23 protein-coding genes and 1 tRNA gene are annotated in these 22,780 nt (G+C 63.0%); 12 read left to right on the forward strand and 12 right to left on the reverse strand.

The features are described from left to right. Positions 1–11: 11 nt before the first annotated feature. On the forward strand, positions 12–323 hold the full coding sequence (gene flgM, locus DAES_RS10740) for a flagellar biosynthesis anti-sigma factor FlgM (RefSeq protein WP_013515048.1): 312 nt from the start codon (positions 12–14) through the stop codon (positions 321–323). Positions 324–483: 160 nt separating this feature from the next. Here flgM and fliW read toward each other — a convergent pair whose 3' ends face one another. The 11 genes from fliW to flgF form a co-directional block, all read right to left on the reverse strand. After that, complete coding sequence (gene fliW / locus DAES_RS10745; RefSeq protein WP_013515049.1) at positions 484–903, reverse strand: flagellar assembly protein FliW; 420 nt, start codon at positions 901–903, stop codon at positions 484–486. Next, positions 903–1,145 (reverse strand): carbon storage regulator CsrA, encoded by a 243-nt coding sequence (gene csrA / locus DAES_RS10750; RefSeq protein ID WP_013515050.1) that lies wholly within the window; start codon positions 1,143–1,145, stop codon positions 903–905. Before csrA ends, fliW begins: the two co-directional genes overlap by 1 nt. A 103-nt stretch (positions 1,146–1,248) precedes the next feature. Then, entirely contained in the window at positions 1,249–2,913 is a 1,665-nt protein-coding gene (gene flgL, locus DAES_RS10755) for a flagellar hook-associated protein FlgL (RefSeq protein WP_013515051.1), read from the reverse strand. A gap of 14 nt (positions 2,914–2,927) precedes the next feature. Further along, on the reverse strand, positions 2,928–5,063 hold the full coding sequence (gene flgK, locus DAES_RS10760) for a flagellar hook-associated protein FlgK (RefSeq protein WP_013515052.1): 2,136 nt from the start codon (positions 5,061–5,063) through the stop codon (positions 2,928–2,930). After that, a complete protein-coding gene (flgN, locus tag DAES_RS10765) occupies positions 5,064–5,543 on the reverse strand; it encodes a flagellar export chaperone FlgN (RefSeq protein ID WP_013515053.1) in 480 nt (159 codons plus the stop codon). A gap of 76 nt (positions 5,544–5,619) precedes the next feature. Then, the gene (locus tag DAES_RS10770) at positions 5,620–6,357 is read right to left on the reverse strand and encodes a rod-binding protein (RefSeq protein WP_013515054.1); all 738 of its coding nucleotides are present in this window, start codon (positions 6,355–6,357) and stop codon (positions 5,620–5,622) included. Between the two features lies 1 nt (position 6,358). Then, positions 6,359–7,510 carry a flagellar basal body P-ring protein FlgI gene (locus tag DAES_RS10775; protein WP_013515055.1) on the reverse strand — a complete coding sequence of 384 codons (1,152 nt, stop codon included), beginning with the start codon at positions 7,508–7,510 and terminating at the stop codon, positions 6,359–6,361. A 52-nt stretch (positions 7,511–7,562) separates the two neighbouring features. Further along, a complete protein-coding gene (locus DAES_RS10780) occupies positions 7,563–8,273 on the reverse strand; it encodes a flagellar basal body L-ring protein FlgH (protein WP_013515056.1) in 711 nt (236 codons plus the stop codon). A 14-nt stretch (positions 8,274–8,287) separates the two neighbouring features. Further along, complete coding sequence (flgA, locus tag DAES_RS10785; RefSeq protein ID WP_013515057.1) at positions 8,288–9,304, reverse strand: flagellar basal body P-ring formation chaperone FlgA; 1,017 nt, start codon at positions 9,302–9,304, stop codon at positions 8,288–8,290. Between the two features lie 35 nt (positions 9,305–9,339). Then, positions 9,340–10,122, reverse strand: coding sequence for a flagellar basal-body rod protein FlgG (gene flgG / locus DAES_RS10790; protein ID WP_013515058.1), 783 nt, complete (start codon positions 10,120–10,122; stop codon positions 9,340–9,342). Positions 10,123–10,142: 20 nt separating this feature from the next. Beyond that, positions 10,143–10,916 carry a flagellar basal-body rod protein FlgF gene (gene flgF, locus DAES_RS10795; RefSeq protein WP_013515059.1) on the reverse strand — a complete coding sequence of 258 codons (774 nt, stop codon included), beginning with the start codon at positions 10,914–10,916 and terminating at the stop codon, positions 10,143–10,145. A 136-nt stretch (positions 10,917–11,052) separates the two neighbouring features. On the opposite strand from flgF, the gene DAES_RS10800 reads away from it, so the two are divergent. The 11 genes from DAES_RS10800 to pnp all read left to right on the forward strand — a co-directional run bounded on the left by DAES_RS10800 (position 11,053) and on the right by pnp (position 21,856). Beyond that, positions 11,053–11,128, forward strand: a tRNA-Gly gene (locus DAES_RS10800). A gap of 92 nt (positions 11,129–11,220) precedes the next feature. Continuing rightward, entirely contained in the window at positions 11,221–11,691 is a 471-nt protein-coding gene (locus DAES_RS10805; RefSeq protein WP_013515060.1) for a ribosome maturation factor RimP, read from the forward strand. Between the two features lie 88 nt (positions 11,692–11,779). Continuing rightward, complete coding sequence (gene nusA / locus DAES_RS10810) at positions 11,780–13,180, forward strand: transcription termination factor NusA (RefSeq protein ID WP_013515061.1); 1,401 nt, start codon at positions 11,780–11,782, stop codon at positions 13,178–13,180. Positions 13,181–13,206: 26 nt separating this feature from the next. Continuing rightward, positions 13,207–13,455, forward strand: a complete 249-nt coding sequence (locus DAES_RS10815; protein WP_013515062.1) for a YlxR family protein — start codon at positions 13,207–13,209, stop codon at positions 13,453–13,455. Beyond that, a complete protein-coding gene (gene infB, locus DAES_RS10820) occupies positions 13,452–16,406 on the forward strand; it encodes a translation initiation factor IF-2 (protein ID WP_013515063.1) in 2,955 nt (984 codons plus the stop codon). Before DAES_RS10815 ends, infB begins: the two co-directional genes overlap by 4 nt. Positions 16,407–16,477: 71 nt before the next feature. Then, a complete protein-coding gene (locus tag DAES_RS10825) occupies positions 16,478–16,771 on the forward strand; it encodes a DUF503 domain-containing protein (RefSeq protein WP_041271416.1) in 294 nt (97 codons plus the stop codon). 10 nt (positions 16,772–16,781) lie between these two features. Beyond that, positions 16,782–17,123: a 30S ribosome-binding factor RbfA gene (gene rbfA / locus DAES_RS10830; RefSeq protein ID WP_013515065.1), complete on the forward strand. Its 342-nt coding sequence runs from the start codon at positions 16,782–16,784 to the stop codon at positions 17,121–17,123. Further along, the gene (locus DAES_RS10835) at positions 17,098–18,066 is read left to right on the forward strand and encodes a DHH family phosphoesterase (protein WP_013515066.1); all 969 of its coding nucleotides are present in this window, start codon (positions 17,098–17,100) and stop codon (positions 18,064–18,066) included. Before rbfA ends, DAES_RS10835 begins: the two co-directional genes overlap by 26 nt. Continuing rightward, on the forward strand, positions 18,066–19,007 hold the full coding sequence (truB, locus tag DAES_RS10840; RefSeq protein ID WP_013515067.1) for a tRNA pseudouridine(55) synthase TruB: 942 nt from the start codon (positions 18,066–18,068) through the stop codon (positions 19,005–19,007). The genes DAES_RS10835 and truB overlap by 1 nt, the downstream gene beginning before the upstream one ends. Positions 19,008–19,068: 61 nt before the next feature. After that, positions 19,069–19,338, forward strand: a complete 270-nt coding sequence (rpsO, locus tag DAES_RS10845) for a 30S ribosomal protein S15 (protein WP_013515068.1) — start codon at positions 19,069–19,071, stop codon at positions 19,336–19,338. Positions 19,339–19,591: 253 nt separating this feature from the next. After that, entirely contained in the window at positions 19,592–21,856 is a 2,265-nt protein-coding gene (pnp, locus tag DAES_RS10850; protein WP_013515069.1) for a polyribonucleotide nucleotidyltransferase, read from the forward strand. Between the two features lie 104 nt (positions 21,857–21,960). Here the strand turns inward: pnp and amrB are convergent, their stop codons facing one another. Then, positions 21,961–22,767, reverse strand: coding sequence for an AmmeMemoRadiSam system protein B (gene amrB / locus DAES_RS10855; RefSeq protein WP_013515070.1), 807 nt, complete (start codon positions 22,765–22,767; stop codon positions 21,961–21,963). Between the last annotated feature and the right edge of the window lie 13 nt (positions 22,768–22,780).

A 22,780-nucleotide genomic window follows, 5' to 3' on the forward strand; every position in this document is an offset into this window, starting at 1 on the left:
GGGAGGGAAACATGGTCATAAAGAACATCCTTGGGGATATGAGCCCCTACTCCAACAAGAAGATCGAGGGCCAGCGGTCCGGAGATCAGCAGCGCAGGACAGCCGAAACAACCAGGACATCGGGCGAGACCGCCGACCGGGTCGAGCTCTCTTCCGAGGCCAGGCTGCGCGGTGCCGCGCTCCAGACGGCCAGCGAAGCGCCGGACGTGCGCCGCAAGAAGGTGGACGACCTCAAGCAGCAGATCAAGGACGGCACCTACAAGCCGGACCTGAAAAGGGCTGCCGCGAACCTGATCCGCGACGACCTGAACCTTCTCGGATAGCTGACAGCCAAGACGCAGGCTTTCAGGAAAACGCGGCGGCATAACGATCAAGGCCAGCGCATGATGCTCTCATGCGCTGGCCTTGATCGTTTTGTAGAAAATCCGTCACTCTTGAATGATTTCAACCAAGTGGACGTGCAGAAGGTGCCGTAAGCACCCGTCAGCCGCCGATGGGATGGAAATGGGTGGGATAGCCGCCATCTGTCTGCGGCACCTGAAGTCCTATCCTCGCCTCGGTGTTGATGACGATCGGTCCCTGGAGGTTGAGGGTGGTTTGTTCCGGCTTATTTTGCGGGATGGTCACCGTGACCAGGATGGCCAGCTGCTTGATGTTATTGATCTTGAGGGCCTTGCGGTCAAGGTTTTCAAGCTTCACGTCGTAGTCGTCGAGGAACGAGTACGGGTCGGCCACGAGCAGGCCGAGCCCCGGATCGGTGACGCACTGCAGGAGCAGGAACGGCGAATCCCCTTCCCTGACGCTCAAGAGGGCGAATTCACGCTTGTCTTCCAGGCCGATGAGGCCGCGAGGGAAATACACGATGCCGTCCGGGCTTATTTCCCTTTCGCCCAGCCTCGTCATTATTTTTTTTGTTCTTTCTTTTGCCATAGCGCAGCCGCCGCGAGCAGGTCCTGCTGGCTTGTTTCCAGCGCCTGCCTGTTCTGTTCCTTGATCTTCAGATACACCTCTTCCCGATAGACGGTCATGTCCTCGGGAACATCCAGGCCGATCTTTATCTGCTTGCCCTGAACGCTCAGGATCTTCAGCTTGATGTTATCGCCCAGGTAAAGGCTCTCTCCCGGTCTCCGGGTAAGTATCAGCATATTGCCACCAAATGCTCGTCCTACGGCTTGTGTCCCGCATGGGTGCGGATACTGCCTTGCCGACTACATCACGTTGGTCGGGAAGTCCAGCGGACAGAACTTGTTATATGAACTTGGTCAGGTTGAGCTGCATGATCATCGAGGTGGAGCGCAGCACGGCCTCATAGACCATCTGCTGCTGCACCAGATCGGTCATCAGCTCACTCACGTCGGCGTCCTCGATGGAACTGAGCAGCGCCTCCTCGTTGAACTTGAGGCCTGTGAGAATGTTCTCGGTGACGGTGAGCCGGTTTTCCCGCCCGCCGACATCGGCCAGCTTGTTCATGATATGGGACTGGGCGTTGGTCAGGTTTTCCAGCATCTGCTGGACGCCGGTCTGGTTGTTGGTCTCGGCAAAGGCCACCAGATTGCCCATGACCTCGAAGAGGTTCTTGGAAAACTCGTCGCTGCCCTGGACCGTGATGGACATGGTGGGCGCGCCGTTGGAGCTGAACACGCGGCTGGCGCTCAGGCTGCCCAGGGTGACGATGGAGCCTCCTGCGGACAGGACCGCATCGGGGTCCATGTAGATGCCCCCGAAGATATCCTTGCCCACGTCGTTGACGCGCACCTGCTGGCTGGCCGAGATGTCGAGATTGATGTCCGCAGACCTCGGCCTGATGACGAACTGCTGTCCCGGCTGGAGCGTGTTGCCGCCGTTGGAGGTGATGGTCAGGATGCCGCCGTTGGCGATGCTCAGGACCGAGGCGTTGCTTGAAGTGTCTGCCTGGGCCACGTTGCCCGTCACCCAGCTGACGCCGCCGTTGAGGCTGTACGAGTACTGGATGTCGCCGTTCATGGCCACCGCAGCCTCGTTGTCGATGCGCACCACGACGTTGGTGCTCAGGAACGAACCCGAGGCCGAGGCCAAGGTCGTAGAGCTGCCCACGCCGATCTTGTCCACCTTGGGCGGGGCGTCCTTGTCGTCGCCGATGTATCTGGCCGAGGGGCGCACCCACAGCCAGGTGCCGTCGGCCACCGAGGGATCGTCCGGGTCGTTGACCTTGACCGTGGCGTCGGAGTGAAAGATCACGCTCGTGCCGCTTGAGGGCAGACTCAGGTTGGCCTGCCCGCCCGCAAAGCTCACGGCCCCGTCAGACTGCCAGGAACGGCCGCCGTCGATGCTGTAGCGCACGCCGAGGTTGGGGTCGGAAAGGTCCATGTTGCCGCCCACCGCCGTCGCGCCCGTGGTGTCGTAGAACTGGACCAGCACGGTGGTGTCCGACGAGCCCAGCACGGTGAAATCCGTATTGCCGAAACTCGTGTCGTTGGTGGTCAGCCACATGATCTGCTCATAGGCGTTGCCGTCCACCTTCTGGCCCGCGTACAGGCTCTTGCCCTCGAACTCGCTGTTGGCCAACCCGACCATCTGCTCGAAGATGCTGCGCAGTTCGTAGCTGACCTGCTCACGGTTGTCGCCGCTCACCGTGCCCGTGGCAGCCTGTCCGGCCAGCTCCTTGGCGCGGGTGATGAGGGTCGATATCTGCCGCAACGCTTCGTCGGACGCGCCGAGCCACCCCTTGGCCGTGGAGATGTTCTCGGAGTACTGCTCCAGCGAGCGCAAGGTGTCGCGATGATCGAGAATCCGAGTCATGCCTGTGGGATCGTCGCTCGGCTTGTTGATCTTCTTCTGCGTCTGGGCCTGGGTATTCAAATCCAGGAGCGAGGTCAGCGAGGTGTTGAGATTGTGGATGTACCTGCTGAAAAGCATCTGCTGCGATACGCGCATGGTCCCACCTTTTCCTAGGACTTCAGTGACAGGATGGTCTGAAGCATCTGGTCCGCCGTGGTGATGAGCTTGGCCGCCGCGGTGTACGACGCCTGATACCTGATCAGGTTGCTCATCTCCTCGTCGAGGTTGACGCCGGCCACCTGCTGCTGCCGCTCATTGAGATCGGTGGCCAATGTGTTGTAGAAATTGAAATTGAATTTCGCCCGGTTCGTGTCCGTGCCGACATTGCCCACCAGCCCGTTGTAGTAATCGAGCAGGCTCGTCTTGGTCGTGCCCTCGACCACGGACGAGATGGTCACCTGGGCCTCGCGCAGGGCGTACATGGACAGGGCCGTGGTGTTGTCGCCCGCGTTCATCTCACCCGCGCCGTTGACATGCCCGGTGGCAAGATAGTCGAGATCGCCCGACAGTTTCGCGTTGATCTGGATGTCCATGGGCGTTGATCCCTGGAAAAACGTGTTGATGCCCAGGGCGGCCATGAGCCCGGAGCTGTCGGTGCCAAAGGCAAAGGTGCGTCCCTCCTCGGCTTCGAGGATCAGCTTGTTATTGACGATGCTGGCGGAAATGGACCCGGCAAAGGTGGTGTTGATGGCAGCCTGCACGTCTTCAAGCGAATGGATTTCAGGGTTGAAGGTCGCCCCACCGCCGAAATCCAGGGAGGCCGAGGAGGCGAGAAGCCCGGTGCTGGTATTATAGACGTACATGAAGGCCGTGCCTGACTGCAGACGGCTGCCAAAGACCAGACCCGTGGAATCCGAGCCGAGCGCCTTGGTCGGATCAGACACGCCGTAGGTGCCCTCGACCACGGAAAAGGCCTGGAGGCCCGCGCCCTGGCTGTGCCTGCGGTTGGTTTCCCAGACCAGCGTCTCGGTCAGGTTTTCGAGCTTCTCCCGGTACTTGCCGATGTAGTTGTCGCGGAAGGTGAGCAGCGCGGCCAGACTGCCGCCGGTCAGGCGGCTGGTGTTCTCTTCGCCGTTGAAATGCGTCTGGGGGGTGATCTCCTGCTTGCTCGACGTGTTCTCGACCCAGTAGAGCCCCTGATGCGGGCTGATGATGAAACGATCGCCCACGGCGAACTGGCCGATCGGATCTCCCTTCGAGTCGGTGGTCGAACCGAACCAGAGCTGGAGCCCCTCGACATTGACACGCGAGTCGTAGTCGCGGGCGTAGAACAGCTTCTCATTGCCGTCTTCATCGGCGACCCACGTCTTGCCGCCGTCCAGGGAAACGCGGTACTGCGCCGCAGAGGAGTCCGAACCCACTTCACCGGCCACGGCAGAACCGCCGCCCGGCGACACGAACTCGATGGTGTATTCAAAGTCGTCATTACCGTCGAAGTAGATGTTCCCGGCAAAGGTGGAGGTGTTCTGCAGATCCGCGCTCTTCTGCGGGGCGAGAAATTCGAGGCTGTAGTGGTTCGCGCCGTCCACCAGCGTATGCCCGGCCTTGGTCAGGACAGTGAACTTGCCGCCACCGCTGTCGATGGTGGTGATGTCCAGCAGCTCCGACAACTCGCGGATCTTGCGCGCCCGCTCGTCGAACAGGGCGTTGGCGTTGTTCGAGCCTTCGATGTTGTGGACCTGGATCTCCTTGTTCAGATCCGCGATCTCCTCCATCAGGGTGTTGGCTTCGGTCACCTGCGCGGCAACGGTGGTGTTGATGCGCTGCTGCATGAGCGAGAGATCCTGGTCCACCTGGGCCAGGGTCGAGATCAGCGTGGCCGCGTCGTTGAGCACGCCCTGGCGCGCGCCGTAGTTGTTAGGGCGCTGGCTGACTTCGTTCCAGGAGTTGAAATACTGGGACAATGAATTGCTGATGCCGGTGCCGGTCGATTCGTTGAGCAGGTTCTCAACACCCTTGAGCTGCTCCCAGAGGGCGCCCCACTTGTCGCGCATGGACGCCTGCCCGACATACATGGACTCGACCATCTCGTCGAAGTTGCGCACCACTTCCTTGGCCTTGACCCCGGTGCCGAGCTGGCCCGGCGAATAGTCGATGTACGGACCTTCCTCCAGAATGGCGGACCGGCGCGAATATCCCTCTGTGTTGACATTGGCGATGTTCTCACCGGTGACCTGGAGCTGCACCTGCGATGCGAACAGGGCCCAGCGGCCCATGTCGAGAATGGAATTGGCGCCAAAAGACATCTAGAGTCTCCCAGTCAGCAGCCGGGCCGAGTTCGGGGCCCGGGCCAGTCGTCCCGAAGAGGCGTAGGCTCCGGTATTCTTGGGCTTGATCTGGTTGTGCATGAAGGTCAGCAGCTTGCTGCTCTGGTCAAAGAGGGCCATGGCCATCTCGTTGTTCTTGGCCGCCTGCACGCCGCACTTCTGCTCGGTGACGTCAAGCATTTCGAGCATCCGGTCAAAGGCACCCCTGGTCTCCTGGTCAAGGGTCGGGTACAGCTCGCGCACCCGGACCGCGCCCGGCATCAGGGTGCCGATCATGGCGCGCAGCGACCGCCGCTCGGCAGCCACCTGACGCATCAGCTCCTGAATGGACAACTCCACCTGGGAAACCCCCTGGGGATTGCCCTGGTTGAGGCGGGAAAATTCTTCCTCCAACAGGACATAGAGGAGCATCATTGCCTTGTTCTGCCGGACCAAGTTTTCCTCTATCAGACGAATCATGCTCGCCACCTATCTTTTTATACCGCTAAGAATGTTAACAAAATGTTAATCTCCCCAGACACGCGAACGCTTTTGCTCAGCCGTTCCTTGCAAAACCCCGGCCAACTTGGTCCTGGTTCCCGGCTTCGGATTCGCGGCCATAGTCACGGGCCTTGCCCTGGGCGCTGGCACCCAGGAGACCCTCGCGGATGCGCTCGGCATCCAGGCGTCTGGTCAGGGTTTCGAGCCGCGCCTTGACATCCACATCCGTCATGGGCGCGTAGCCCACGGCCTGGCTCCCCTGCGCCTGGGCCCCCTGCTCTTCAGTGGCAGACGCGTCCAGGACCGACTGCGCCCCGCCCCAGTCCTCCAGGGTCTTGCCGACGCTCCTGCCCGGCAGGGCGATGGCCTCCGGCGAGTTCAGGGCGATGGGCTGCCCGGCCAGGGGCTTGATCTCCACGGAACCGTGGAGCGCGTCGCGGCTGGTTTCCTTGAGCTTCTCACTGAGCTGCTCGAAGATCATGTCGGCCAGTCCGATGCCGCCGGACTGCGCCATCTTCTCGGCGAAGTCCTTGTCGAACATGGACATGTACATGTCTTCCTGCTTGTTGTTGGTATAGCCGCCCTTGGGCACGGTGTTCTTCATCTCCTGCCAGAGCTTGCTGATGAACACGGCCTCGAAGTTCTCGCACGCCTTGCGCAGCTGCTTGGACTGGTCGGTCGCGTCGCCGGCCATGCGCTCCTTGAGCCCGTCCATCTCCTGCTTGAAGCGGACCAGGTCCGAGGTGTCGGCCTGCTTGGCCAGAAGTTGCGGATCAATCCCTGAACCCAGCATGTTAGATGACCTCCACGTCCGCGTGCAGCGAGCCCGCGGCCTTGAGTGCGCGAATGATGGATATCAGGTCGCGCGGGGTGGCTCCGATGGAGTTGAGACCGTCCACCAGTTCATGCAGAGTCGCGCCCTCCATGAGCATGAGCGGGTTGTTCTGCTCCTCGATGGCCATGTCCGTTCTGGGCGTGACCACGGTTTGGCCGTCGGAGAAGGGACCGGGCTGGCTCACGTCCTGGGATTCGGAAATGACGATCTGCAGGTTGCCGTGGGCCACGGCCACACGGCTCAGGCGCACGTCGTGGCCCAGGACCACGGTGCCGGTCTTTTCGTCCACCACCACGCGGGCCCTGCCATCCGGCGAGATGTCGAGATTCTCCAGCGAGGCCATGAGCGGGACCATGTTGCCAAGGTATCTTTCGGGCAGGGCCAGCTCCACAGTGGAGATGTCCCTGGCCGAGGCAAAGCTGCCGCCCATGGTGGCGTTGATCTTGTTGACCACCTGCATGGTGGTGCTGAAATCATGCACCGAGAGGTTGAGGGTCATGGAGTCCTGGTTGTTGAACTTGAAGGGCACGTCGCGCTCCACCACCGCGCCGTTGGGAATCCGGCCCACGGTGGGGATGTTCTTCTGGGCCGTGGCCGCCTCGCCCGCCACGGTGAAACCGCCGATGGTCAGCGGCCCCTGCGACACGGCATAGACCTGACCATCAAGCCCCTTGAGAGGCGTGAGGAGCAGAACGCCGCCCAGCAGGCTCTTGGCGTCGCCCAGGGAGGAGACCGTGACATCGATGGTCGAGCCGGGCTTGGCCGAAACGGGCAGCCGCGCCGTGACCATGGCCGCCGCCACATTCTTGGGCTTGAGCTTGCTGGGGTCGGCCTCGACACCCATCTTCTGCAGCATGTTGGACATGGACTGGAGGGTGAAGGTCGAGGAGGTGCCGTCGCCGGTCCCGGAGAGGCCGACCACAAGGCCGTAGCCCACCAGGTCGTTGGTGCGCACGCCGCTGAAGCTGGCGATGTCCTTGAGCCGGGCCGCCGAAGCCTCGCCCGGCGCGGCCACCAGGGAAACCGCCAGGACGAACGCGACGACGAGGGTGAGCGCCGTCGTCCTGACTGCGAAGCACATCGTGTGTGAATGCCGGATTCTCGTTGCCATGGTTCCCGCCCTCGTGCTGTTGGTATGCATTGTCATGGTCCGGAAGTACGCCCTAGAAGGGATAAATGTTGTCAATGATGCGCGACAGCCAGCCCGGACGCTGCTTGTCGGCCAGGACGCCCTGCCCGAAGATTTCGATCTGCGCCTCTGCCAGACTGGTGGAGGGGATGGTGTTGCTCGACGAGATGTCGCGCTGCCTGATCAGGCCGCGCACCACCAGGAACTGGGTCTCGTTGTTGACCCGGATGCGCCGCGCGCCTTCCACCTGCAGGAGATTGCCAGGGAGCTTGCGCACGATGCGCGTGGCCACGATGGCCTCGAATTCCGACTCCTGCTTGGTCTCGCCGTTGGACTTGAGGTCACTCACGGTGGAGGTGTCGAGAGACGTGCCCACCTTGGCACCCAGGGTGCCCGCCAGCGGGAGGTTGCCGATGAGGCCGGTCTCGGGCATGGCCGACACGGACAGGGTGTTGGAGTTGTCCCTCTTGGCCTTGGTCTCGGACTTGATGCGCGAGTTGGATTCCTCGGCCACCTGGACGAGCACGATGTCGCCCACCCGGCTGGCCCTGTTGTCGTCATAGAGGAACTCGGACCTGTTGGAATCGAACAGCGAGCCGGGGTTGGCGGCGGGGTTCTGCTCCTCATAGACAGGCGGCGTCAGGACGGGCATGGGCATCTCCTCGTATTTGTTCGCACATCCTGCGGTCAGTACGAGCGAGGCCAGCATGACAGCCGCCACCGCGATCAAAAAATACCGTCTCATGACTTTCTCCTTGGCTACCTGACCATGACCGTGTTGTTGCCCACGACAGTCGCCAGAATCACCTTGTTGCTTTGCAAGTTGCGCACCGACACCTGCTGGCCCATGTCAGCCTCTCCCAGCGCCTCGGCCTTCATGGAGAGTTGCACCCTCTGGCTCTGAAAAACCAGGTTGACCCGGTCGCCCTTCTCGATCAGCGGCACCCGCTCCAGGTGCGACATGGAGAACGGCTGGTTGCGGCCCAGGGTGCGGGCCATGCGCCACGGGCCGCCGACCCCGTCCCACAGGTCCGGATTGTAGGCCAGATTCATCCGCATGAAGGTCACGTTGTCGGTGGTCACCCGCTCAAAACGGTTGAGCGGCTTTGCGGCCACGGGCACGGCCTTCCAGATATCGACAAAGACCGTACCCGCCTTGGTCGACAGGGCCCGCCCGTCGGGCGAGACGCCCTTGAGCCGGATCACGTTGCTGCCGGGCTTGATGTCGCCGTCGATCTCCACCGCCAGGGTGTCGTAGGCGTTGGGGAAAAAATAGTGCATGGGCAGCCTGAGATTCCTGAACTCGAAATCCTCGCTCAGATCCCTGGCCCTGGGCGTCAAAAAGGCGACGACAGCACCCTCCAGCTCCTCGCCCGTGACCACCCGGCCCCCGGTCTGCACCGTGAGCTGGCTGGGCAGCACCAGATTGCGCACCTTGTCGCCCATGTAGTAGCGCAGCACGCTGAGCAGCTTGTCGCGATCTATGGTCACCGGGCGTCCGCGCCGGTCCGAGGCCTTCCACAATTTGACCCCCTTGAGGGCCTGCAAGGTGCGCGGGTCCACAGAGCCTACAGGGTCGGCGATCTCGCCCAGCAGAACGTCCGGCCCCTGCACGCAGGCCGCGCTCCTGACGAGCATTTTCCAGTTGCCGTCCTGAACCGGACCCGTGCCCGCGCCGGGCATGGTGGCCGCACCTGCGACCAGAGCAACCGCCAGCGCCAGTGCGCGGACGATTCGTCCGAAGCGATTGATCCATGTCCGTGTCGTGCCTGCCATGATTCCTTCCTTTCCTGCCGGGAGCCGCACCCAGGTTAGCGCTTGATATTGATGGCCGTCTGAAGCATGCCGTCCGAGGTGGTGATGGCCTTGGAGTTGATCTCGTAGGCGCGCTGGCCCACGATGAGGCCGACCATCTCGTCCACCATCTCGACGTTGGACCCTTCCAGGAATGCCTGGGCCAGGGTGCCGAAGTTCTCGTCGCCCGGCGTGCCTGCCACCGCGTCACCAGACGCCTCGCTTCCGCGGTAGAAGTTGCGCCCGATGGCGGTCAGGCCAGCCGGGTTCTGAAAGCGGTAGATATCAATATCCGTCTCGGCCAGGGCCGCGCCGTCCTTGTCCAGGGCGGATATGTGCCCGGTCTCGGTGATCACGACGCTGACGGTCTCGGGCGGGATCGTGAACTCGGGCTGGAGCACATGGCCCCCGGCGGTGACCACCCGGCCCTCGTTGTCGAGCTTGAACGAGCCGTCGCGGGTGTAGACATCCTCGCCGTTCATATCCACGAGAAAGAACCCCTCGCCCTCAATGGCAATGTCGAGCGGGTTGCCCGTGTTCTTGAAGTCGCCCTGGGTGAAGAACTTGTGGACCGAAACCGGACGGACGCCCATGCCGACCTGCATGCCCACCGGCAGCCTGCCGCCGGATTGGGTCTCTGTCCCGGCGATCTGGAGCGTCTGGTACATGAGATCCTCGAACTCGGCGCGGCTTTTCTTGAAACCCGTGGTGTTCACGTTGGCCAGGTTGTTGGAGAGGGTGTCTATATGTGTCTGCATGGCGACCATGCCGGTCGCGGCAGTCCAAAGGGAGCGCATCATTGGCTATAACCTCCTGGTTGTCATGAAATTTTTCCGACCTTGGTGATCATGTTCCTGTCAAGACTGTCCGTGCCCTGCAAGACCTTGGCGTACATGTCGAAAGCCCGCTGGGTCTCGATCATCTGCACCATTTCCGTGACCACCTCGACATTGCCCTTCTCAAGGAATCCCTGCTGCACGGTCAGGTCTTCTGGCTCGGCCTCGGCGGCATCGCCGGGAGCGCGGTAGAAGTTGCTGCCCACCCGCTCCATGCCTCCGAGATCCTCGAAGGTAACAAGGTCGAACGCCCCGGCAGGCTCGCCGTTAATGGAGATCATGCCGTCGCTCTCCACAGTCATGACAGCTCCGGGCGGCACTGACAGCGGCCCGCCCTCCACCATGACAGGATGGCCGTCCTGGGTGACCAGGGTGCCGTCAACGTCCACCAGGAAGTTGCCCGCCCTCGTGTACAGTTCGTCGCCGCCCACCTGGGCCTTGAAGAACCCCTCCCCGGACAGGGCAAAATCGAGCTGGTTGCCCGTCTGATGCATCCCCCCCTGGGAGAAGTCCACGGTCTGGTCCGAGAGGCGCGCCTTGGCCATGATCTTGGGGTCCGGGAACAGGTCCTGGTCGCGAAGAAAGGATTTCGTGGTCACCACGTAATCGTGGGCAAAACGCGTGAACACGTCGTGGAACGCCATGTGGTCCTTCTTGAAGGCCGTGGTGTTCACGTTAGCCAAATTATTGGCGATGGATGACATCCTCATTTCATTGGACAAAGCCCCGAACAAGGCGCTCAAACTACTGTCTCGCATGCTGCGATCCTCCTGTCTGCCGGGTCGGTTGCACTATGCATGCCAACGATTGGGCTCGGCGCGCGGCCAATTTTCACGCCCTGCTCGCCCCCTGTTGACATTCGCATGTGTTGTGTATAAATAGGCTCGTTTCCAAGCGGGTGTAGCTCAGTTGGTAGAGTACAAGCTTCCCAAGCTTGGTGTCGCGGGTTCGACCCCCGTCACCCGCTCCAACGCCTTTCGCAGGGTCCATTGCCGGACCCTGCGGGGTTCGCACAACTGGGTGAGCTCGGGCTCACCTTTTTTATTGGCAGCAGGAGAGACCATGCGTCCGACGTTCGAGGATACGCTCGCGGATATTATCCGCCCCGAGGTGGAAGGCCTCGGCTGCACCCTGTGGGGACTCGCCTCCCCGTCCAAGGGGGAGCGCCGTATCATAAGGATATACATCGACGGCCCGGACGGCGTGACCATCGACCAATGCGCCAAGGTCAGCCGCCAGGTGAGCCTGCTGCTCGAAGTGGAGGACACCATTCCGGGCGCCTACATCCTTGAGGTCTCGTCGCCCGGCCTGGACCGGAGGTTCTTCTCCACCGCCCAGATGGCCGACTTTGTGGGCAAGCAGGTCACCGCCCTGCTCTACGAGGCGCGTGACGGCAGGCGCAAGGTGACGGGCGTGCTCAAGAGCATCGGCGCGGACGCGGGCCAGGAGTCGTTCACCCTCGACGAGGGCGGACAGGATGTCACCCTGGCCTGGAACGACCTGAAAGAAGTCAGGCTCGTGCACGAATTTTAAGGTCTGTCAGACGACAGACCATGACCATAGCAGCAATCTTCACCGGGACGGCAACGGGCCTGAATCCGGACGAAGCGGAGGTTTCATCATGTCGGAGCTGAAAAAAGCCATCGACCAGATAAGCAAGGACAGGGGCATCGACCGCGACCTGCTTATCGACACCCTTGAAGAGGCCGTGCGCTCCGCCGTTGCGCGCAAGCACGGCGAGACCATGGACATCGAGGTCGCCTTCAACGAGGACAGCGGAGAAATCGAGGTCTTCGAGTTCAAGGTTGTCGTGGCCGAAGTCCATGACCCCATCAGCGAGATATCCCTGGAAAACGCGCGCGAGCACGACCCCAACGCCCAGCTTGACGACGAGATGGGATTTCCCGTCAGGATCGAGGACCTGGGCCGCATCGCCGCCCAGTCCGCCAAGCAGGTCATCATCCAGCGCATGCGCGACGCCGAGCAGGAGATCATTTTCGAGGAATACAAGGACCGCTTGGGCGAGATCACCAGCGGCATCGTCCAGCGGCGCGACCGCACCGGCTGGATCATCAACCTTGGCCGCACCGAGGCGCTCCTGCCCAAGGATGAGCAGATCCCCCGCGAGCGCTATAAGCGCGGCGATCGCGTCCAGGCCTACATCATCGACGTGCTCAAGGAATCCCGCGGCCCGCAGGTGGTCGTGTCGCGCTCCCACCCGGACTACATGATCGAGCTCTTCAAGCGCGAAGTGCCCGAGGTGGCCGACGGCACGGTCAAGATCATGGGCGTCGCCCGTGATCCAGGCCTGCGCGCCAAGGTGGCCGTCATGTCCCGCGATCGCGATGTGGATCCGGTGGGCGCCTGCGTCGGCATCCGCGGCTCGCGCATCCAGAACGTGGTCCAGGAGATGAAGGGCGAGCGCATCGACATCGTGGTCTGGAGCCCGGACATCGCCATGTATGCCCAGCACGCCCTCTCCCCTGCCGTCATCACCCGGATCACCGTGGACGACGAGGAAGAGGCACTCGAAGTGGTCTGCCCCGACGACCAGCTCACCCTGGCCATCGGGCGCAAGGGACAGAACGTCAAGCTGGCCGCCAAGCTTCTGGGCTGGAAGATAGACATCTTCACGGAATCCCGCTACGGCGAACTCAACGCCTCGCGCAAGGGCATGGACCAAGTTGCCAGCGTGGCCGAAATCCCCATGGAGAGCTTCTTCAACGCGGGCTTTGAATCCCTGGAATCCATCGTCCGGGCCACCAACGAGGAACTGCTGGCCATCAACGGCCTGACCAAGAGCAAGATCGGGGACATCCGCTTCGCCATCAACATGATCTCTCCGGAGATCGCAGCGGCAGCCGCTGCGATCATGGAAGAAGAGGCCAATGCGCTTGAAGACGCGGCGACCGCAGCGGCAGCCGACGCCAAGGCTGTCGAGGCAACGGACGGCGAGGACATCGGCGAGGCCGATGCAGACGACGACACCAAGACTCCCGCCAACGGCGAGGAGTTGCAATAGAGACCGGGCGGCACGGACGCGCAGGCATGATGGTGACCGACATGGAACCCATCCGCATGTGCGTCGTGTGCCGTGAGCGGTTCCCCAAGGGGGAGCTGGCACGGTACATCTGCCCGGACACCATGCTGGAACTGGAAACGGACGGTCCGGTTCCGGACCCGGAGAAGATCAAGCCGGGACGTGGTTTTTACGTATGCGTCCAGGCCCGGTGCAGGGAAGTTTTCCCAAAAATGATCAGGGGCCTGATGAAGAAACGCAAGGGGGAAAGTAGATGACGGCACAGGTTCGGGTAGAAGACTTGGCTGCGGAGCTTGGACTCAGCACCAAGGAGACCATACAACACCTCCGCGAGATCGGCGTCCAGGCCAAAAGCCAGATGACCGCTGTCGATGCCGAGGATGTGGACCGCCTCAAGGCGGCACTGAAGAAAAGCGGGACCGCGCGCGAGGAAATGCGCCGCGTGACCGACTCCGGCGTCATCGTCCGGCGCAGGCGCACCAAGGCCTCGGATGCCGACGCCGAACCTCCTTCCGTCGAGATGGCCGACGACACGATCAATGCCGCGGGCATCCTGGCCGCCGAGGCGACTGGAGAGGCTTCCGCCACGCCGGTCGAGTCCAAAGTGACCCCCCCTGCCGACGCAGCCGCGAAGTCCGCCGAGGAACCGGTCGAAAAGCCTGCCAGAAAGCCCAAGAAGGCCGAACCGCAGGTCAGGATCATCCGGCCCGCGACTGAGGCGACTCCCGCCCCGAAAGCGGAACCGGAAATCACGACCGTTCCCGACGTGAAAACCGTGGCAGAAGAGGCCGCCCCCGAACCCGCGCCCAAAGAAGCCGCGACCGTTGCGACCGCATCCGAGAAAGCCGTGTCCGAAAGCGCCAAGTCTGAGACGCCCTCCCCCGCGCAGACGACCGAGCCGAAGCCGTCCGAGGATGCCGAAGCCGACGACGAGGCACAGGCCGATTCCGACGAGCCGAAAAAGAAGAAAAAGAAGAAAAAGAAGGAGCCTGAAGCTCCCAGGGTCAAGATTATTTCCATGCCCGACCCGGTCGAGGTCAGGGCTCGCGAGGCGGCCAAGGTCGCTGCCGAGAACGCGCCGCGCCCCGCAAGGCCGTTTTCTCCCGGCGGTCCTGGCGGTCCTGGCGGTCCTGGCGCGCCGCGCCCTGCCGGCCCGCGCCCGACCAGCCCACGTCCGACCAGCCCGCGTCCGGCCAGCCCCAGGCCCGGCGGCTTTGCCGCTCCTCCTGCCCGCGACGATTCGCCGCTGCCCGATCCGTCCATGGCCGATGGCCGCAGCAAGAAGAAAAAGGGCAAGAAGGACCGCCGCGTGGTCGAGTTTGCTGCCAGCGGCAAGACGGACCGCGGCGGCCAGTTCAACGACGGATTCCCCCAGGGACGCAAAGGGCGCAAGGGACGCAAGGGCCAAAAGCCCCTGCTTCCCGACCAGAAGCAGGCCCAGCCCATGAAGGCCGCCAAGCGCAAGATCCGCTTCGACGAAGCCATCCGGCTGGCCGACATGGCCCACCAGATGGGCGTCAAGGCCCAGGACCTGATCAAGACCCTGTTCGGCATGGGCGTCATGGCCACCATCAACCAGGCGCTCGACCTCGACACCGCCTCGCTGCTGGCCACCGAGTTCGACTACGAGGTGGAGAACATCTCCTTTGACGAACAGGAGTTCCTCGTTCCCACCGAGGCCGACAAGGCCGAGGATCTCGTGCCGCGTCCGCCCGTGGTCACCATCATGGGCCACGTCGATCACGGCAAGACCTCGCTGCTCGACGCCATCCGCCTGTCCAACGTGACCGACGGCGAGGCTGGCGGCATCACGCAGCACATCGGCGCGTACCACGTCAACACCAATCGCGGCGAGATCGTGTTCCTGGACACTCCGGGCCACGAAGCCTTCACCACCATGCGCATGCGCGGTGCCCAGGTGACGGACATCGTCATCCTCGTGGTGGCAGCCGACGACGGCGTCATGGACCAGACCCGCGAGGCCATCAGCCACTCCAGGGCCGCAGGCGTGCCCATCGTGGTGGCGGTCAACAAGATAGACAAAGAGGGAGCCAATCCCGACAACGTCAAACGCGAACTGGCCGACCTGGGCCTGCTTGCCGAGGAATGGGGCGGCGAGACCATCTTCGCCCACGTTTCGGCCAAGATGAAGACCGGCCTGGACGAACTGCTCGAAATGATCCTGCTCCAGGCCGAAGTGCTGGAGCTCAAGGCCAATCCGAACAAACACGCCCGCGGCCACATCGTCGAGGCCAAACTCGACAAGGGACGCGGCCCGGTGGGCACCATGCTCATCGCCGAAGGCACCATCAACCAGGGCGACAGCTTTGTCTCCGGCATCCACTTTGGCAAGGTCCGGGCCATGTTCGACGACCAGGGCAAGAAGATCAAGACCGCCGGACCGGCCATACCCGTGGAAATCCAGGGCTTTGACGGCGTGCCAGAAGCGGGCGACGAGTTCTTTGTGGTGGACGACGAAAAGGTCGCCCGCCGCATCGCCCAGTCGCGCGCCATGAAGCAGCGCGAGAAGGTCCTCTCCTCCAAGACCAAGGTCACCCTGGAGTCCTTCCTGGCCAGCCGTCCCGACTCCGAGGCCCAGACCCTCAACCTGGTGCTCAAGGCAGACGTGCAGGGTTCCCTCGAAGCCGTCACCGAAGCGCTCAACAAGCTCTCCACCGACGAGGTCAAGATCAATGTCGTGCACGGCGGCGCAGGCGCCATCACCGAGTCCGACATCCTCCTGGCCAGCGCGTCCGAGGCCATCGCCATCGGCTTCAACGTGCGCCCCAACCTGAAGGTCAAGGAGATCGCCGAGCGTGAGGGCGTGGAAGTCCGCTTCTACGACATCATCTACAAGCTGGTGAACGAGGTGAAGGACGCCATGAGCGGCATGCTCGCCCCGGACATCGAAGAGGTCTACCTCGGACAGGCCGAGGTGCGCGACACCTTCAGCGTACCCAAGGTCGGCACCGTGGCTGGCTCCTTCGTGGCCGACGGCAAGATCACCCGCAACTGCAAGGTCCGCCTGCTGCGCGGCGGCGTGGTCATCTACACCGGCTCGGTCTCCTCCCTGCGGCGCATCAAGGACGACGTCAAGGAAGTGGCCAAGGGCTTCGAGTGCGGCATGGGGCTTGACAAGTTCAACGACATCAAGGTCGGCGACGTGATCGAAGCCTTCGAGACCAAGGAAGTCGCCCGCACCATCTAGCGATATGCCATATCCGGCGGGCGACCCATTGCATTATGGGTCGCCCGCCTTATTCTCTTCACGGGCCGCGCATGATCATAGGCGTCATGACACTTGAGTTCAGACTCCACGGAAACCGCTCCCTCAAGGAGAAGCGCCGGGTCGCCCAGAGCCTGAAGCAGAAACTGCGCAACACCTTCAACGTGGCCGTGGCCGAGGTGGAAGCCATGGACGCGCATGACAGGCTGGTGCTGGGGGTCGTGACCACGGCCAACCGGACCGACAGGGTCGAGAGCCGCCTGGCCAAGGCCCTGGCAATGACAGAGGCCATCACCCCCGTGGAACTGACGCAGTGCGGCACGGAAATTTTCAGCGACAGCGAATGAGGACACATTCATGAAGGCATCAAGTTCCCGCCGGGCCGTCCGCATGGGCGACCAGATCATGCGCGAAGTCGCCACCCTGCTGGTGGAAGAGGTCCAGGACCCCAGGCTTCAGCTGGTCACCCTTTCGGGCGTACGCATGAATGCCAACCTGCGCATAGCCGAGATGTTCTACACCGTCTCCGGCGATATCGAGCACCGCCGCGAGGTCCAGCAGGGGCTTGAGAAGGCCACAGGCTTCCTGCGCTCCAACCTGGGCAAACGGCTCAAGCTCCAGTTCACCCCGGAGCTGCGCTTCACTTTCGACGATTTCCTTGAGGATGTGGTCTATGCCAAACCCGATGCGTCGCGTTAGCGACATCATCCGGGAGGGCGACGACTTTCTGGTCGCGGCCCACTTCAATCCGGACGGGGACGCCATCGGCTCCACCTGCGCCATGGGCCACATCCTGGCCCGGCTGGGCAAGCGGTTCGCCCTCTACAACCCCTCCGGGCTGCCCGAAACCTATAATTTCGTCCCCCTGCCCGCGCCCATCATGACCACCCTGCCCGACACCCTGCCACTGTGGACCATCGTCCTCGACTGCGGCGCAGCAGAGCGCATGGGCCATGACCTGCTCGCGCGCACGGGCGAAACCAGGGTCGTCAACATCGACCACCACCTGGGCAACGGCGACTACGGCAGCGTCAACTGGGTGGCCGTGGACCAGCCCGCAGTGGGCACAATGGTCGCGCTGCTGGCCAAGGATCTCGGCCTGAGCCTCGACGGCCCGCTGGCGGAGTGCATCTACCTGGCCGTGTCCACGGACACCGGCTTTTTCACCTACGGCTCCACCACCCCGGAGTCGTTGGAACTGACAGCCGAGATGCTGCGCGCCGGGCTTGATCTGGCCAACCTGAACATGCGCATCAACAAGCAGTGGACCGAGGAGCGACTGCGACTGTGGACCGAGGTCATGGGCAGCGTCACCCTCTTTGCCGACAAACAGGTGGCGGTCGGCACCATCACCAGGGCCATGTTCGAACGCACCGGCACCGACTCCCAGGACACCGAGAACCTGATCAACACCATCCGCCGCCTCAAGTCCGTGCGCGTGGCCATGGTCCTGCGCGAGGAAGCGCCGGACACCTACAAGTTCAGCCTGCGCTCCTACGGCGACGACAATGTCCAGGCCATTGCCGCACTCTTTGGCGGCGGCGGACACAAAAACGCTGCGGGCGGCTCCATCAACGCCCCCCTTGACGAGGCGCGCGACAAGCTGGTGCGGACCATCACCCAATCCCTGGAGCTTGCCTGATGGGACGCAGGAAAAAAAAGCGCAGCCAGGAGCAGATCGACGGCCTGCTGGTGCTCAACAAACCCTCCGGCCCGACCTCTGCCGCCTGCCTGAACGACATCAAATACCAGCTCAAGCAGTTCAAGATAGGCCACGCTGGAACACTGGACCCTCTGGCCCAGGGGGTCTTGCTGGTCCTGCTCGGCCATGGTACAAAGCTGGCAACGTACCTGAGCGGCGCGACAAAAACCTATCGCGGAACGCTCAAGCTTGGCATTGCGACGGATACCTACGACATTCAAGGAGAAATCACGTCGCAAGCGGACGTGACGGCCAGCGTCGAAGATGTCGAAAAAGAGATTTTGCACTGGAATCAGTTGACAGAGCAGGAAGTTCCTGCCTATTCGGCTGCCAAACATGAGGGCAAGCCGCTGTACGCCATGGCCCGCGAGGGTCTGGCCACACCGGTCAAAACCAAGCCCATTGTTGTTTCCCATGTGGAAGTGCTGGACGTGCGAATGCCCGAAGCGGCGTTCAGGGTCAGCTGTTCCGCAGGCACCTACATACGCTCCCTGGTCCACAGCTTGGGGTCGCGAATGGGGTGCGGAGCGGTGCTGACCAGCCTGATCCGTGAACGCAGCGAGCCTTTCGGGTTCGAAGCGGCTCACGATCTTGCGGATGTCCTGGAGAATCCGGACTCGTTTCCGGACAAGGTGATCCCCCTTCGGGACACCCTGCCCCACTGGCCCCGGTTCATGTTGACCAAACCGCTGACCAGCCTCGTGAAGAACGGGGCCTGGCTGCCGGTCAACGACCAACCGGGCGAACCGCTGGGCGGCAATCCTGGTGATCGGGCGTTTCTGCTCGATGACCAGGGAGTCCCCCTGGCCCTGGTGGAAGTGCAGCTCCAGGATGACAAGCCCAAATGGGCCATCCTCCGAGGTCTCTGGGATCAGGACTGAGCCGCGAACCGGACGCGCCGAAGGCTTTGAATACGAAACACTCAATTAGGAGGATACCGCTGTGGTCATGACTGCCGAAGACAAACAGAAGATCGTTGAAGACTACAAGACCTGCGAGGGAGACACCGGGTCCCCCGAGGTCCAGGTTGCGCTGCTGACCGCCCGCATCCTGTACCTGACCGACCACTTCAAGACCCACAAGAAGGATTTCCACTCCCGCACCGGCCTGCTGAAAATGGTCGGCCAGCGCAGGAAGCTTCTGAAATACCTTCAGAGCAAGGATGTCCAGCGCTACCGCGATCTGATCGGTCGCCTTGGCCTGCGCAAGTAGTTCTTTGAAAAGCTGATGTCGGGGGAGGCGCTTGCCTCCCCCGGTTCTTTATCACTTTCTGCGGCGGAGCCGACTTTCTCGCGCTTCGCTCCCGTCCCTCAAGCAGCGTTTAGTTGGCTGCGGAAGGCGTTTTTGGACACAAATTTCTTGTCCAGACTCTCCAAAAGCTCCTCCCCAAGCCGGCTAACCCAAGAGAGGGTCAATCGCAGGAAGTGGTCCGCCTTATCACCTTCAAACCAAGGTAGGATTCACTATGCTGAAACCATTTGACGTCACAAGCCTGACCACACAGGTCGGCGGTATCGACATCACCATCGAGTCCGGCAAATATGCCAGACAGGCCAGCGGAGCCGTGACCATCAAGTCCGGCGGCACCGTCATCCTGGTCACATCCACCACCCAGCCCATCGAGGTGGACCGCGGCTTCTTCCCCCTGACCTGCAACTATCAGGAGATGGCCTACGCCGCAGGCCGCGTGCCGGGCAACTACTTCCGCCGCGAAGGCCGCCCGTCCGAGCGCGAGACCCTGATCTCCCGGCTCATCGACCGGCCCATCCGGCCCCTGTTCGCCAAGGGCTTTGCCGACGAGGTCCAGATCATTGCCACGGTCCTGTCAGCTGACAAGCACGTCAACCCCGACGTGCTGGCCCTGACCGGCGCGTCCGCCGCGACCCACATCTCCAAGATGCCCTTCCTCGGCCCCATCGTGGGCGCGCGAGTCGGATACGTGGACAACCAGTTCGTACTTTTCCCGTCCTACAAGGGCATGGAAGAGCTCTCCAGCCTCAACCTGATCTTCGCCGCCACGCGCGAGGCCATGGTCATGGTCGAGGGCGGTGCCAACTTCGTCAGCGAAGACCTGGTGGCCGACGCCCTGGCCTGGGGCCATGAGCAGGTCAAGCCGCTCTTTGACATCCAGGACGAGCTGCGCTCCCTGGTGGGCGTTCCCAAAATGGAGATCACTGCGCCCATTCAGGATGCGGAACTGGTCTCCTTCCTGGGCGAGTTCATCTCCGACGACCTGCGCGCCGCCGTGACCACGCCAGAAAAGATGGTCCGCTACGCGGCCAAGGACGCCGCCAAGCAGAAGGCCAAGCAGGCCGTGGCCGAAAAGTTCCCCGAGGACGCGGCCAAGCTCAAGGCTGTCAGCGACATCGTGGGCGACCTGACCAAGAAGATCGTGCGCGAGCGCATCGTCAAGGAAGGGCTGCGCATCGACGGTCGCGACACCACCACGGTCCGCGCCCTGTCCATCGAGACCGGCGTGCTGCCCATGACCCACGGCTCCTGCCTGTTCCGCCGCGGCGAGACCAGCGCCCTGGCCGTGGCCACCCTGGGCTCCACCCGCGACGAGCAGCGCTACGACTCCCTGCTGGGCGACGCCACCAAGCGGTTCATGCTCCACTACAACTTCCCGCCCTATTGCGTGGGCGAGGCCCGCATGCTGCGCGGCACCAGCCGCCGCGAAGTGGGCCACGGAGCCCTGGCCGAACGCGCCATCGCCCCGGTCCTGCCCAATCAGGACGAGTTCCCGTTCACCATCCGCGTGGTCTCGGAGATCATGGAGTCCAACGGCTCCTCCTCCATGGCCTCGGTCTGCGGCGCAACCCTGTCCCTGATGGATGCGGGCGTGCCCATCTCCGCCCCGGTGGCGGGCATCGCCATGGGCCTGTGCAAGGAGAACGAGCAGTTCTTCGTGCTCACCGACATCCTCGGTGACGAGGACGCCCTGGGCGACATGGACTTCAAGGTGGCGGGCACCCGCGACGGCATCACCTCCATCCAGATGGACATCAAGATCTCCGGCATCCCGTCCGATGTCCTGAGAAAGGCCCTGTATCAGGCCAAGGACGCACGCGTTCACATCCTCGACCACATGGCCGAGGTGCTGGCCGAACCCCGCGCCGAACTGTCCGATCTGGCCCCGCAGATGGCCATTGTGCACATCGACCCGGAGAAGATCCGCTCGGTCATCGGACCCGGCGGCAAGAACATCAAGGCGATCACCGCCGAGACCGAGGCCGACATCGACATCGAGGATTCCGGCAAGATCTCCATCTTCGCCCCGACCCTCGCCTCCATGGAAAAGGCCAAGGCCATGGTCCTCTACTACGACCAGAAGCCCGAACCGGGCAAGGACTACCTCGGCACAGTCCGCAAGGTGCTCGAAGTGGGCGCCTTGGTCGAAATCCTGCCCGGCCAGGAAGGCATGCTCCACGTCTCCCAGCTCGACATCGAGCGCGTGGAACGCGTGGAAGACGTGGTCCAGCTCGGCCAGGAAGTCTGGGTCACGTGCATCGCACTCGAGCCCGGCGGACGCATCCGCCTCTCCCGCAAGGCGTGGCTCATGAAACAGGCGGGCCAGGAAGTGGACATCGACGAGTTCAAGCGCCCTGCCCCGCGCAGCGGTGACCGGGACGGCGCACGCCGCGACGATCGCGGACGCGGACCGCGCCGCGATGACCGCGGTGGCCGTGACGACCGTGGCGGCGACCGCGGAGGCCGTGGCCGCCGCTAGGCCACGCCATACCTGAAAAATGTGAGCGACCGCCCTTGGGCGGTCGCTCTTTTTTTGCATCGGCAGGCCTCAGGTGGCAGCCGTGGAAAAAGACGGCCTGGGCCTCAGTCCACCAGCACGCCCGCGTAGCCGACCACCTGATCGAAATCGCCGGACACCTCGCCTGAGGTGGCATAGGCAGCCAGTTCGCCCCTGGTGGCACCCATCTCCAGGGCCGCGTACAGCCCGGCGGTCATGGGCAGCACCCCGCACATGGAGATGGAGTGGGCGCGCACGGCGTCGAAGAGCCCGCGCGGGTCAAGGGATACCGCCGCCTCAAGGGCCAGGGCATCGAGCCGCCTGGCCTGATCGTGGGAAATATAGTGGCTCATGTCCGAGCTGACCACGATGGACACGGGGTGCCCAAAGGCTTTGATCGCCCGACCGATGGCCCGGCCAACGCCCGCCACATCCTCGAAGACGTGCGAGGCAATGGCCAGGGGGACGATGGAAACCAACGGATCGAGCCGGTACAGGAACGGCAGCACCACCTCCAGCGAATGCTCGCGCAGGTGGGCGGCGGTGTCCGGGGCGATACGCGGGTCGGCTCCCAACAGGGCCGTTGCAAGCTCGACATCCACAGGCACGGAACCACCCGGAATGTGCCATGCGCCGTCCGGCCACAGGGCAAAGGGCTGACCCAGCCCGGTGTGGTTGGGGCCGAGCAGGAGCACGGTCCGGGCCAGGGAGGCCTGGGCCAGCGTCTGGCCGCAGACCGCGCCGGAATAGACATATCCGGCATGGGGCACCATGGCCAGGAGGGTCTGCCCGCCCCTGGGCGCGCCCTGCGAAAGAAATCCGTCCACCTGGCCGAAAAGACGCGCGGGATCAACATCGTAGAAACGTCCGGCCACCACTGGCTGCCTGTCCATGCTCTCCCCCCTT

The sequence above is a fragment of the Pseudodesulfovibrio aespoeensis Aspo-2 genome (genome assembly GCF_000176915.2).
Taxonomy (GTDB): domain Bacteria; phylum Desulfobacterota; class Desulfovibrionia; order Desulfovibrionales; family Desulfovibrionaceae; genus Pseudodesulfovibrio; species Pseudodesulfovibrio aespoeensis.